Origin of the sequence: Paraburkholderia atlantica (genome assembly GCF_000092885.1) — a bacterium.
Classification (GTDB): domain Bacteria; phylum Pseudomonadota; class Gammaproteobacteria; order Burkholderiales; family Burkholderiaceae; genus Paraburkholderia; species Paraburkholderia atlantica.
Genome location: NC_014117.1, coordinates 2,296,057 through 2,309,207 on the forward strand (window position 1 = coordinate 2,296,057; position 13,151 = coordinate 2,309,207).

General features: G+C 68.0%; 12 protein-coding genes. 4 read left to right on the plus strand and 8 right to left on the minus strand.

From position 1 onward, the window contains the following. Positions 1-73: 73 nt before the first annotated feature. Genes BC1002_RS10220 through iolB form a run of 4 tightly spaced genes read left to right on the plus strand, consistent with a single transcriptional unit; the run spans position 74 to position 5,790 of the window. Positions 74-2,095, plus strand: a complete 2,022-nt coding sequence (locus tag BC1002_RS10220; protein ID WP_013089964.1) for a bifunctional 5-dehydro-2-deoxygluconokinase/5-dehydro-2-deoxyphosphogluconate aldolase — start codon at positions 74-76, stop codon at positions 2,093-2,095. After that, positions 2,092-4,065, plus strand: a complete 1,974-nt coding sequence (gene iolD, locus BC1002_RS10225; protein WP_013089965.1) for a 3D-(3,5/4)-trihydroxycyclohexane-1,2-dione acylhydrolase (decyclizing) — start codon at positions 2,092-2,094, stop codon at positions 4,063-4,065. The genes BC1002_RS10220 and iolD overlap by 4 nt, the downstream gene beginning before the upstream one ends. A 19-nt stretch (positions 4,066-4,084) precedes the next feature. After that, complete coding sequence (gene iolE / locus BC1002_RS10230) at positions 4,085-4,993, plus strand: myo-inosose-2 dehydratase (RefSeq protein ID WP_013089966.1); 909 nt, start codon at positions 4,085-4,087, stop codon at positions 4,991-4,993. Then, positions 4,990-5,790, plus strand: a complete 801-nt coding sequence (gene iolB, locus BC1002_RS10235) for a 5-deoxy-glucuronate isomerase (RefSeq protein ID WP_013089967.1) — start codon at positions 4,990-4,992, stop codon at positions 5,788-5,790. The genes iolE and iolB overlap by 4 nt, the downstream gene beginning before the upstream one ends. Before the next feature lie 65 nt (positions 5,791-5,855). Here the strand turns inward: iolB and BC1002_RS10240 are convergent, their stop codons facing one another. From BC1002_RS10240 to BC1002_RS10275, 8 genes are all read right to left on the minus strand, one after another. Next, positions 5,856-6,581: an ABC transporter ATP-binding protein gene (locus tag BC1002_RS10240; RefSeq protein WP_013089968.1), complete on the minus strand. Its 726-nt coding sequence runs from the start codon at positions 6,579-6,581 to the stop codon at positions 5,856-5,858. Then, a complete protein-coding gene (locus BC1002_RS10245; protein ID WP_013089969.1) occupies positions 6,578-7,378 on the minus strand; it encodes an ABC transporter ATP-binding protein in 801 nt (266 codons plus the stop codon). Before BC1002_RS10245 ends, BC1002_RS10240 begins: the two co-directional genes overlap by 4 nt. Continuing rightward, a complete protein-coding gene (locus tag BC1002_RS10250; protein ID WP_013089970.1) occupies positions 7,375-8,661 on the minus strand; it encodes a branched-chain amino acid ABC transporter permease in 1,287 nt (428 codons plus the stop codon). The genes BC1002_RS10245 and BC1002_RS10250 overlap by 4 nt, the downstream gene beginning before the upstream one ends. A gap of 22 nt (positions 8,662-8,683) precedes the next feature. Continuing rightward, entirely contained in the window at positions 8,684-9,622 is a 939-nt protein-coding gene (locus BC1002_RS10255) for a branched-chain amino acid ABC transporter permease (protein ID WP_013089971.1), read from the minus strand. A 4-nt stretch (positions 9,623-9,626) separates the two neighbouring features. Next, complete coding sequence (locus tag BC1002_RS10260) at positions 9,627-10,076, minus strand: acyl-CoA thioesterase (protein WP_013089972.1); 450 nt, start codon at positions 10,074-10,076, stop codon at positions 9,627-9,629. A gap of 40 nt (positions 10,077-10,116) precedes the next feature. Further along, complete coding sequence (locus tag BC1002_RS10265) at positions 10,117-11,265, minus strand: iron-containing alcohol dehydrogenase (protein WP_013089973.1); 1,149 nt, start codon at positions 11,263-11,265, stop codon at positions 10,117-10,119. Positions 11,266-11,451: 186 nt separating this feature from the next. After that, positions 11,452-11,982, minus strand: coding sequence for an NUDIX domain-containing protein (locus tag BC1002_RS10270; RefSeq protein ID WP_013089974.1), 531 nt, complete (start codon positions 11,980-11,982; stop codon positions 11,452-11,454). 124 nt (positions 11,983-12,106) lie between these two features. After that, complete coding sequence (locus BC1002_RS10275) at positions 12,107-13,138, minus strand: threonine aldolase family protein (RefSeq protein ID WP_013089975.1); 1,032 nt, start codon at positions 13,136-13,138, stop codon at positions 12,107-12,109. Between the last annotated feature and the right edge of the window lie 13 nt (positions 13,139-13,151).

Below are 13,151 nucleotides of genomic sequence, written 5' to 3' on the forward strand. Positions count from 1 at the left end.
GATTCGCGCGGGATGTCCGGCCTCGGCGCGTTTCGCCCGGCCGGCCTCCGCGCACTGTTACTCAGGACTATTCATGGCTCACTCCAGCACCTCCAGCGGTTCCGCAGGCAGCCGGTTCGCGCCGGACCGTGCCCGCGACATCGTGTGCCTCGGCCGGCTGGCCGTCGATCTGTACGCACAGCAGGTCGGCGCACGGCTCGAAGACGTGTCGAGCTTCGCGAAGTATCTCGGCGGCTCGTCGGCGAACATCGCGTTCGGCTGCGCGCGGCTCGGGCTCAATGCAGCCATGCTCGCGCGCGTCGGCAACGATCACATGGGACGCTTCCTGACCGAGACGCTCACGAAGGAAGGCTGCGACGTGAGCCACGTGCGCGTCGATCACGAACGGCTGACCGCGCTCGTGCTGCTCGGCCTGAAGGACCGCGACACGTTCCCGCTGATCTTCTACCGCGAGAACTGCGCGGACATGGCGGTCGACGAGGCCGATTTCGACGAGGCGTTCATCGCGTCGTCGAAAGCGCTGCTGATCACCGGCACGCATTTTTCCACCGAGCAGGTCAATCGCACGAGCCGGCGCGCGCTCGAATACGCGCGCCGCAACGACGTGCGCACCGTGCTCGACATCGACTACCGCCCGGTGCTGTGGGGGCTCACCGGCAAGGCCGACGGCGAGACGCGCTTCGTTGCGAGCGAAGGTGTCAGCGCGCATTTGCAGCGGATTCTGCCGCTGTTCGACCTGGTGATCGGCACCGAGGAAGAGTTTCGCATCGCCGGCGGCAAGACCGACCTGCGCGACGCGCTCGCGATGGTGCGCGCGGTGACGCCGGCCACGCTGGTGCTCAAGCGCGGGCCGCTCGGCTGTCAGATCATCGACGGCGAGGTGCCTGCATCGCTCGACGCTGCGCCGATTCACGGCGGCGTCGAAGTCGAAGTGCTGAACGTGCTCGGCGCGGGCGACGCGTTCGCTTCCGGCTTCCTGTCCGGCTGGCTGCGCGATCAGCCGCTCGACGCCTGCGCGCGCGCCGCGAACGCAAGCGGCGCGCTGGTCGTGTCGCGGCACGGCTGCGCCCCCGCGATGCCGACCCCGGCCGAACTCGACTACTTCCTGCGCGAAGCGCAGGCCGATCCGCAGCGCATGCGCCGACCGGATCGCGATGCGAAGCTCGCAAGACTGCATCGCGTGTCGCCGGCGCGCAAAGCGTGGCACGAAGTGCTCGGCTTCGCGTTCGATCATCGCAATCCGTTCTTCGAACTCGCGCAGCAGACCGGCGCCGACGAGGCGCGCATTTCCGAGTTGAAGGCTTTGTTCGTCGAAGCGGTCGCGCAAACCGAACGCGCGTTGGATCTGCAGGGACGCATCGGCGTATTGATCGACGATCGCTATGGTCAGGACGCGCTGAATGCCGCGACCGGCCGCGGCTGGTGGATCGGCCGTCCGGTCGAATTGCCCCACTCCGTGCCGCTCGTGTTCGATCATGGCCGCTCGATCGGCACCACGCTGATCGCGTGGCCGCAGGAGCACGTCGTCAAATGCCTCGTGCAGTTTCATCCGGATGAGCCGATCGAGCAGCGGCTCGAACAGGAGGCGCAACTGCGCGCGCTGTACGACGCGACCCAGGCCAGCGGCCACGAACTGCTGCTCGAAGTGATTCCGCCGAAGCATGCGTCGCTGCCGCAGGGACCGGACATCGTGTATCGCGCGTTGAAGCGCCTGTACAACCTCGGCATCTACCCCGAGTGGTGGAAGCTCGAACCGATGGACGCCGCGCAATGGCAGGCCATCGACGCGCTGATCGCCGAGCGCGATCCGTATTGCCGCGGCGTCGTGCTGCTCGGCTTGTCGGCGGCGGTCGAGCAGTTGAGCGAAGGCTTTCGTGCGGCCGCGCAAGCGGCGACGTGCCGCGGCTTCACGGTCGGCCGCACGATCTTTCACGAACCGAGCCATGCGTGGCTCGCCGGTGAAATCGGCGACGACGAACTGATCGCGCGCGTGCGCCACACGTTCGAGACGCTGATCGCCGCGTGGCGCGGTGCGCGCGGCGACCCGACGGCGCATGGCGCACCTCATCACTCTCATCAGGAGCAGGCGGCATGAACGAGCGCATCATGCATGACGACACTCCATCCACCAGCGGCGCGACGCAAGCACCCGCCCGCTCCGGCGGCACGATCCGCCTGACGATGGCACAGGCGCTGGTGCGCTATCTGGCCGCGCAACGCGTCGCCAGCGAAGACGGCGTCAGCGCCGAGCCGCTGTTCGGCGGCGTATTCGCGATCTTCGGCCACGGCAACGTCGCGGGCATCGGCGAGGCGCTGTATCAGCATCGCGACGCCCTGCCCACTTTCCGGGCGCACAACGAGCAGGCGATGGCGCACAGTGCGATCGCCTACGCGAAGGCGCACTTTCGCCGCCGCATGATGGCCGCGACGACGTCGATCGGCCCCGGCGCCACCAATCTGCTGACCGCGGCCGCGCTCGCGCACGTGAACCGTCTGCCGGTGCTGCTGCTGCCCGGCGATATCTTCGTGTCGCGTGCGCCCGATCCGGTGTTGCAACAGCTCGAGGATTTCAACGACGGCGGCGTATCGGCGAACGACGCGTTCAAGCCGCTGTCGCGCTACTTCGACCGCATCGTGCAGCCGGCGCAATTGCTGAGCGCGCTGCCGCGCGCGATCCGTGTGCTGACCGATGCCGCGTTGTGCGGCCCCGTCACGCTCGCGTTGCCGCAGGACGTGCAAGCACAGGCCTGGGACTTTCCGGAGGACTTTTTCACGCCGCGCGTCGTGCGCATTCATGCACCCGCGCCACGTAGCGACGATCTCGACGCCGCGTGTGCGCGCTTGCGGCACGCGAAGCGGCCGCTGATCGTCGCGGGCGGCGGCGTGCTGTACAGCCGCGCGGCCGATGCGCTGCACCGCTTCGCGAGCGCGCATGGCGTGCCGGTCGCGGAAACGCAGGCCGGCAAGAGCTCGCTCGCGTGGAACGATCCGCTGAATGCGGGCGCGCTCGGCGTGACCGGCTCGCCGGCCGCCAACGCGCTCGCGCATGACGCCGACTGCGTGCTCGCGCTCGGCACGCGGCTGCAGGACTTCACGACCGGCTCGAACACGCTGTTCACGCAGGCCGACGTGATCGCGATCAACGCGAATGGCTTCGACGCGCTCAAGCATCGCGGCTTCGTCGTTGAAGCCGATGTGAAGCTTGCGCTCGATGCGCTCGCCGGGCCGCTGCAAGGCTGGCACGCCGAGCGCGCGTGGACCGCGCGCGCACACAAGCTCGCGGCCAGTTGGCGCGACACCGTGCAAACGCTCACACATGCGCCACAACGCGACGCGGTGCTGCCATACGAGGGCGACGTGATCGGCGCGGTGCAGCGTTCGAGCACGCGCTCGCCGACCGACGACATCGTCGTCTGCGCGGCCGGCACGCTGCCCGCCGATCTGCACAAGCTATGGCGCGCGGGCCGGCCCGGCGCGTATCACGTCGAATATGGCTACTCGTGCATGGGCTACGAGATCGCGGGCGGTCTCGGCGTGAAGCTCGCGCGGCCCGAGCGCGAGGTGATCGTGATTCTCGGCGACGGCAGCTATCTGATGATGAACAGCGAGATCGCGAGCTCGGTGATGCTCGGCGCGAAGCTGATCGTCGTCGTGCTGGACAATCGCGGCTTCGGCTGCATCAACCGGCTGCAACAGGCTTGCGGCGGCGCACCGTTCAACAATCTGCTCGACGATTGCGCGCACGGCCCGGAAGGCGTGCCGCGCATCGACTTCGCCGCGCACGCGCGCGCGCTCGGCGCGCAAGCCGAACATGCGCGCAATCTCGCCGAACTCGAAGTGGCGCTGCAACGCGCACGCGCGGCCAAGGGCACGTACGTGATCAGCATCGACACCGACCCCGCTCGCACCACCGAAGACGGCGGCTGGTGGTGGGAAGTCGCGGTGCCCGAAGTATCGGCGCGCACCGAGGTGCGCGACGCCCGCGCGAAGTACGACGCGCAGTTCGCCGCGCGCGCGGCGCCCTCTGCAACGCCTTCGCCGTCCCAGGGCAGCGATCACGACTGAAAACCATGAGGACTTCGGCATGACTGCTTTCGACGTACGCATCGGCATCAATCCGCTGTCGTGGATGAACGACGACCTGCCGTCGCTCGGCGGCGAGACGCCGCTCGAAGTCGCGCTGACCGAGGGCCGCCAGATCGGCTATCAGGGGTTCGAGCTCGGCAACAAGTTTCCCCGCGAGCCGCAAGCGCTGAAAACGCTGCTCGCGCAATACGACCTCGCGCTCGTGTCCGGCTGGTACTCGGGACAACTGGCCAAACGCAGTGTCGCGGAAGAAATCGACGCGGTCGGCCCGCATCTGGAATTGCTCGCGCAGAACGGCGCGACCGTGATGGTGTATGGCGAAGTCGCCGATTCGATCCAGGGCACGCCGCGCCCGCTATATCAACGGCCGCGCTTTTTCAGCGACGCGCAATGGGCCGACTACGCGGCACGCGTCGATGAATTCGCGCGCTATACGCTGAGCCGCGGCGTGCGGCTCGCCTATCATCATCACATGGGCGCGTATGTCGAAACGCCCGCCGACGTCGATCAGTTGATGGCGCGCACCAGCGACGCGGTCGGCCTGCTGTTCGACGCCGGGCACATCACGTTCGCGGGCGGCGACCCGGTGGCCGTGCTCGACAGGCACATCGCGCGCGTTTGTCACGTGCACTGCAAGGACGTGCGCCCCGCCGTGATGAAGCTCGCGCGCAATCGCAACTGGAGTTTTCTGGATGCGGTGATCGCCGGCGCGTTCACGGTGCCCGGCGACGGCGCGGTCAATTTTCCGGCGCTGATCGACCGGCTGAAGCGGCATGGTTATTGCGGCTGGCTCGTCGTCGAGGCGGAGCAGGACCCAGTGGTCGCGCCGTCGTTCGACTATGCGCAGAAGGGGTACGGAACTTTGCGGGCGCTCGTCGATGCGCCGCTCGGCAAGGAGGCAGCATGAGCTTATTGGTAAAGGCAGAGCGCGAAGGCCAGACGATCGCGCGCGTGACGCCGCAGTCGGCCTGCTGGCGCTATGTAGGATTCGCCGCGTATCGGGTCGGCACGAGCGAACTCGTGTACGTATTCGAACCGGCGCGCGAAACGTGCATCGTCGTGCTGAGCGGCGCGGTCGATATCCAAACGCCGGATACGACATGGAGTTCGCTCGGTTCGCGCGACAGCGTGTTCGAAGACGCGGCGCCGTACGCGGTATATCTGCCGCCGAACGTGCGCGCGACGGTGCGCGCGAACCGCGACGCGGAAATTGGTGTCGCGAGCGCGCCGGCCAAGGGCGAGTATCCGGCGCGCTTGATCGAGCCGGCGTCGATGAAGCGCTCGACGCGCGGCAAGTCGCTGAATACGCGCTATGTGTGCGACATTCTTCCGCAGACCGAGCCGGCGGAGTCGTTGCTGGTGGTCGAAGTGAGAACGCCGGGCGGTCACGCGTCGAGCTATCCGCCGCACAAGCACGACACCGACAACATTCCGCACGAAAGCTCGCTCGAAGAAACCTATTACCACCGGCTCGATCCGCCGCAAGGCTTCGCATTCCAGCGCGTGTATACCGACTCGCGCGATATCGACGAATCGATGGCCGTCGAGGACCACGACGTCGTGATGGTGCCGCGCGGCTATCACCCGGTCATCGTGCCGTATGGCTACGACTCGTATTATCTGAACGTGATGGCCGGCAGCCAGCGGGTCTGGCATTTCCATAACGATCCGGCGCACGAATGGATCATCAATAAGGATGCTTGACCAGCCAGGACCCGCAGCGCGTTGGGCCAGGCCAGCAACGCGTCAGGTGCGCGACAGCCTTCGTTTCAGCCCACCCCGAGCCACTCGCGCATCACATCATCACGCGACAGGAACGACGTGAGCGTGCCGTCGAACACGAGCTCGCCGTGCCCCATCACCGCGACGCGGCTCGCGATGTCCTGCGCGATCACGAGCCTCTGTTCGATCAGCAACATCGCGACGCCACGCTCGCGCAGCGTGTGCAGACAATCGGCGACCTGCTGCATCACGAGACTCGCAAGCCCTTCGCCAGGCTCGTCGATCAGCAGCAGATCGGGGTCGCCGAGCAGCGCCCGCGCGAGCGCGAGCATCTGCTGCTCGCCGCCCGACAGTGCGCCGGCACGCGTGCGCTTGCGCTCGGCGAGCACCGGGAATAGCGCATAGGCGTCGTCGAGCGTGAAGCGCGGGGCGCGGCCGCGCGCCCGCGATGCGGCGGCCGGCGCAATGCCGAGCAGCAGGTTTTCATGGACGCTCAGCGCGGCAAACACGTCGCGATGCTCGGCCACATAGCCGAGCCCGAGCCGCGCGATCTCGAACGTGCGCAGACCGGCGAGCGAGCGTCCCGCGAAACGCAGTTCGCCCTCGCAGCGCACGAGGCCCATGATCGCGCGTGCGAGCGTCGAGCGGCCCGAGCCGTTGCGTCCGACCAGCGCGATCACTTCGCCGGGCTCGATGCTCAGCGTGACGCCGTGCAGCGCCTGGCTCGCGCCGTACCACGCGTTGAGGTCGCGAATGTCGAGCAGCGCGCTCATCGGCTTGCCCCGTGGTCCGGTTTATCACCGGCGCGAGCGGCTGAGGCCAGATCGAAGCGCTCACCCAGATACGCGGCCCGCACCGCCGCGTCCGCGCGAATTGCGGCCGGCGACCCGCTCGCGATGATGCGCCCCTGCACCAGCACCGAAATCCGATCGGCGATCGCGAACACCGCGTCCATGTCGTGCTCGACCATCAGCAGCGTGCGGCCCGCCGTGGTGTCGCGGATCAGCTCGATCGCGCGCGCCGCCTCCGCGCGGTTCATGCCTGCGGTCGGCTCGTCGAGCAGCAGCGTGTGCGCGCCGCCCGCGAGCGCGATGCCGAGGTCGAGCGCGCGCTGCTCTGCGTAGCTGAGCGTGCCGGCCGCGACGTCGCGGCGCGGGCCGAGGCCAACCGCGTCGAGCACGTCGACGGCGCGCGCATCGACCGCGGCGGTGCCGGTCAGACGCTGCCACCAGCGCGTGCGATCGCGCTCGGCAAGCTGCGCCGCGCAGCGCAGGTTGTCGAACACGGACAGCCGCGCGAACACGCTGGTGCTCTGGAAACTGCGCGCCAGGCCGCGGCGCGCGATCGCGGCCGGCGCGAGCCGCGTGATGTCCGCGCCGAACAGATGGATACGCCCCGCGCTGGGCCGCGCGCCGCCGCCGATCAGGTGGAACAGCGTCGATTTGCCCGCGCCGTTCGGGCCGATCAGCGCGTGGCGTTCGCCGGGTTCGATCGCGAGATCGACGCCGCGCAGGATCGGTGTCGCGCCGAAACGCTTTTCGATGCCATAGAGCGCGAGTGCGGGGATCATCGTGCGGCTCCGGAGGATCGTGCCGCGCGTGCTCGCGCGGGGACACGTGCATGCGCGCGCAGCGCATGGCGTGTGGACAGCGCTGCCAGGGCGGCGAGCGCAACGAGTGTCAGCGCCAGAGGACCCGGCGACAGCGTCGGTGCAACGGGGACATCGGCACTCGCACCGGCGCCGAACCATGCGCTAAACGCCGCGCCTTCGTCCGCACCGAACTGCGCCGCATAGGCCCATTGCACCGCGATCACGATGGCAGCGAGCCACAGCAGCCCCGCCGCCGCGCTCCACAGATACGCGGCCCGGCAACCACGCCAGCCATAGGCCGAAATCCGCGCCACCTGCCGCGACGCAAAGCCAGCAAGCCCATCCGGCGCGGCCATCACGACGACGACAAAGAACAACCCGAGATAGAACAGCCACGCCCGCGTGACACTCGCGACCACCACGCTGAAAAACGTGATCACGATCGCCCCCGCGACCGGCCCGAAGAAAGCGGCCGTGCCCCCGATCACGGTCGCGATCAGCACCGCGCCCGAGCGCATCATGCCGACGCTCTCGGTCGACACGAGTTCGATATTGATCAATCCGAGCGTCCCCGCGATACCCGCAAAAAACGCCGACAGCACGACCACGCCATAGCGAACCCGGCGCGGATAGCAGCCGATCGCCGCCGCGCGCGCCGGGTTGTCGCGCACCGCGTTCGCGAGCCGCATGAACGGCGTGCGCGACAGCGCAAACATCGCGACGCTCGCGACGACGCACCACAGCGCGATCAGCGCATAAGCCTCGCGCGCCGGACCGAAGCTCCAGCCGCCGAGCAGCGGCCCGCTCGCGCGATCGATCGCGACGCCCGCCTCGCCGCCGAACCAGCCCGGCAGCGTCCACGCCGCCGCGACGACGAGCTCGCCGAGACCGAGTGTGATCATCGCGAACGCGGTGCCGGCACGGCGCGTCGCGATAAAGCCGAACAGCACGCCGCACAGCGCGCCGCCGATGCCGCCGACCACCGGCAGTAGTACGAGCGGCACGCCGCCTGCGTTGAACACGCGCGCGGCGATCAGCGCGCCGAGCCCCGCAAACGCGGCGTGTCCGAACGACAGCAGCCCCGTCTCACCTAGCAGCAAGTTGTACGACAGCGCGAACACGATCATCGTCGCGCTTTGCGCGAGATAGGCGAGCAGCCAGCTGTGCGGCCAGATGAAAGGCGGCACGGCCAGGAAGATGACGAGCGCGAGCCACGGCGCGAGCGCGCGGCCGGGCCTGCAAGGCCGCACCCCGCTGTCCATCGCATCTGACGACCCGCTCCGCTTACGCATGATCGTCACGCCGTCCGAACAGCCCGCGCGGCCTCATCGCCAGCACCGCGACGAGCAGCAGGTACGGCAGCAGCGGCGCGACTTGCGCGAGCGTCAGCGCGTCCCATTCGGGCGGCAGCACCGCGCCGGCGAGCGACATCGCGTCGCCCAACGACAGATCGCTCGCGACCGCCAGCGTCTGCACGCACCCCACCAGCAGCGACGCGACCAGCGCCCCGCTCAGCGACCCCAGACCGCCGATCACGACCACGACGAACACGAGCGAGCCGAGCGACTCCGCCATCGCCGGCTCGATCACGAACAGCGGCGCGCCGATCACGCCGGCCAGCGCGGCGAGCGCGGTGCCGGCCGCGAACACGCCGGTGAACACTCGCGGCACGTTGTGGCCGAGCGCTTCGACGGCCTGCGCATGCGTGAGCGCGGCGCGCACGATCAAACCCGTCTTCGACACGCGCAGCATCGCGACGAGCGCCGCGAGCATCGCGAGCGACACCGCCATCATGAACGCGCGATAGCGCGTGAACACCGCGCCGTACAGCGAGAACAGCGGACCGTCGAGCACGGCCGGAATCGTCGCCGACAGCGGACTGTGCCCCCAGCCGAGCTTGACCAGTTCGCCGAGCAGATACGCGGCGCCGAACGTCAGCAGCAGCTCGGGCAGATGACCGTGCCCGCGCACGCGCCGCAGCAGCCAGCGCTCGAGCGCCGCGCCGAGCAGACCGACGACGAGCGGCGCGACCACCAGCGCGCTCCAGAAACCGGCGCGCGCCGCCACCGAAAAGCCGACGTACGCGCCGAGCATGTAGAAGCTCGCATGCGCGAAGTTGAGCACGCCGAGCATGCTGAAGATCAGCGTCAGCCCGGCCGACAGCATGAACAGCAACAGCCCGTAGCTCAGGCCGTTGAGCAGAGTGATGATGAACGACTGCACGCGTCTAGTTCGCCGGTCCGGCGACGCACAAAGGTTCGAGCGCCGCGCGCAGTTCGGCGGGCAGGTTCACCGGACGGCGCGTTGCGCGATCCACGTAGACGTGCACGAAATGCCCCTGCGCGGCGGGCGCGGCGTCGCCGTCGCGGAACAGCCCCACCTCGTAGCACACGCTCGACGTGCCGAGCCGCGCGACGCGCAAGCCCGCGTCGATGCGATCGGGAAACACGAGCGGCGCGAAGTAGTTGCACTGCGTCTCGACGACGAGCCCGATCGTCGCGCCGTGCTCGAAATCGAGCACGCCCGCGCGGATCAGATACTCGTTCACGACGGTGTCGAAATAGCTGTAGTAGACGACGTTGTTCACGTGGCCGTACACGTCGTTGTCCATCCAGCGCGTGGTGATCGACAGGAAATGCGGATACGCGGCGCGGCCGGCGGGGGCGGGTTTGTTCATCGGAGGTGGCGGTTGGTGGATGCGAGGATGCGGGGCTGCCTCACAGCGACTCGGTCAGCATGCGGCGATAGTCGTCGGCGCTCGCCTCGCGCGGATTCGTGCGGTGGCAATGATCGAGCAGCGCGCCCTGCACGACCTTGTCGAACATGCTTTCGTCGACGCCCATCTGCCTGAGGCCGGTCGGCAGGCCGAGCCGCGCGGTCATGTCGAACAGCGCCTGTGCGAGGTCCGCATGCTCGGGCACCCCCATCACGCGACGCATGCGCGCATAGCGACGCTCGGCCACCACGGTCGGCGCGCGCTCGTTGAAGCGCAGCACCGCGGGCAGCACGACCGCGTTCAGCGTACCGTGATGCAGCGACGTGCGGCCGTTCACCCTCAGGCCGCCCAGTGGATGCGACAGCGAATGCACACAGCCGAGGCCCTTCTGGAACGCCATCGCGCCCTGCATCGACGCGCTCATCATGTTCAGGCGCGCCTCGCGATCGCTGCCGTCCGCGCAGGCGCGCTCGATGCTGTGCCACGCGCGTTCGAGACCGTCGAGCGCGATGCCGTCGGCGGGCGGATTGAAGGCCGGCGCGAGGAAGGTCTCGATGCAATGCGCGATCGCGTCCATGCCGGTCGCGGCGGTCAGCCCCGGCGGCAGGCCGAGCGTGAGACCCGGATCGCATAGCGCCGATTTCGGCAGCAGACTCCACGAATGAAAACCGAGCTTGCGGCCGTCGTTCAGGATCACGATCGCGCCGCGCGCGACTTCGCTGCCGGTGCCGGCCGTGGTCGGAATCGCGATCAGCGGCGCGACGGCGTCGGTGATCTTCGCGCTGCCGCCTTCGATCGTCGCGTACTGCGTGAGCGGCCCCGGATGCGTGGCCGCGATCGCGACGCCCTTCGCGAGATCGATCGACGAGCCGCCGCCCACCGCGATCAGCCCGTCGCAGCCTTCGTCGCGATACAACCGAGCCGCCGCGAGCACCTTTTCCTCGGTCGGATTCGACGGCGTGTCGTCGAACAGCGGCACGTCGCCGAGCTTCAGCGCGTCGAGTGCCTGCCGCACGATGCCGGCCGCGACGACGCCCTTGTCGCTGATCACCAGGGGCCGCTCGATGCCGATGCGCGCGCACTCGGATGACAGTTGCGACAGTGCGTCGTAGCCCAGATGAATATGGGTCAGGTAGTAGATGTAGGCCATGCCGTTGCTTCTCCCTGAGCGTGCGCTCATTGACCGCTGATTGACGTGGATGATCGGTTCGGTAATGCGTCGATGGCTGTGCTGTGTCGGGTGGTGTCTCGTGTGCTGTGGGCTGTCTCTATGTTGGCTGCGTTGTCCGCGTTGTCTGTGTGCTGGCTAATGTTCCGGTTCGATGGCCGGAGCGCTTTACAGCCCCGGCCGCTCGACGAATTCGAACGGCAAATTGCGCCGCCGCATCCATTCGCCGAGCGCTTGCCCCGTGCCCGCGCGCCACGGCCGCAGCTTCGCGGGCTCGACGAGCTGGTATTCCAGCAGTTCCGGCGACAGCGCGATCGTCCCGTGCGCCTTCACGTGATACGCGATGATCAGCTCGTTCTTGCGGATGAATTCGTACACGCCGATCAGCTCGACCGACTCCGCATGCAGTGACGTCTCCTCCATCACTTCGCGCGCGATGCCCTGCTCCGGCGTCTCGCCGTTTTCGAGGAAGCCGGTGATCAGCGCGAACCGGCCCTCGGGCCACGCGGCATTGCGCGCAAGCAGAATCTTGCCCTCGTACTCGACGATCGCAGCGACGACCGGCAGCGGATTATTCCAGTGCACGTAGCCGCACTCGGTGTCGGGACAGATTTGACGGACGCGGCCACCGTCGTGCTCAGGGTCGGTGCGTTCGGTCAGTGGCTTCGCGCAGCGGGGACAGAATCGATACTCGGTCATGGCGGGGGACGTCTCTTTGTTTCGTGTTTTTTGGCGGGTCGTAGTGGCGTGCTTCGCGTGTGTGCCGAGTGATGCGTCGAGGTGCCGGTGGTCGCTCAGGCTCCGGCAACTCACGCGTGCGCGATCACGCGGCGCACAGCTCGCGCACGTCGGCGGCAAAACGCTCGACCGTTTCGGGCTGCGTGTCCCACGCGCACATCAGACGGCAACCGCCCGCGCCGATGAACTCGTAGAACTTCCAGCCGCGCCCGCGCATCGCCTTCGCGGCATGCGGCGGCAACTGCGCGAACACCGCATTCGATTCGCTCGGAAACATGATGCTCACGCCCGGGATTTCCTGCAACCGCGTCTCCAGCAGGCGCGCCATCGCGTTCGCGTGACGCGCATTGCGCAACCATACGTCGTTGTCGAGCAGACCGAGCCAGGGCGCGGAAATGAAGCGCATCTTCGATGCAAGCTGTCCCGCCTGCTTGAGCCGATAGGCGAAATCGTCGGCGAGCGCGCGGTCGAAGAACACCACCGCCTCGCCGACCGGCAAGCCGTTCTTGGTGCCGCCGAAGCACAGCACGTCGACGCCCGCGCGCCACGTGATTTCGGACGGATGCACGTCGAGCGCGGCGACCGCGTTCGCGAAACGCGCGCCGTCCATGTGCACCTTCAGATGACGGCGCTTCGCGATCGCGGCGATCGCGCGCACTTCCTCGACGCTGTAAACGGTGCCGACCTCGGTCGACTGCGTCAGCGTGACGACCTTCGGCTTCGGATAGTGGATATCGGCGCGCCGCGTGACGATGGACTCGATCGCATCGGGCGTGAGCTTGCCGCCGATGCCCGGCGCCGTCAGCAGTTTCGAGCCGTTTGAGAAGAACTCGGGACCGCCGCATTCGTCGGTCTCGATGTGCGCGAGTTCGTGGCAGATCACCGAGTGGTACGACTGGCACAGCGACGCGAGCGCGAGCGAATTGGCCGCCGTGCCGTTGAACACGAAGAACACTTCGCAATCGGTCTGAAACAGGTCGCGCAGACGGTCGCAGACCTGGTTGGTCCAGGAGTCGTCGCCGTAGGCCGGCTCGTGGCCGCTGTTGTTGGCGGCGATCAGCGCGTCGAGCGCTTCGGAACAGATGCCGGCGTAGTTGTCGGACGCGAAATGTTGCATGGTCGAGCGACGC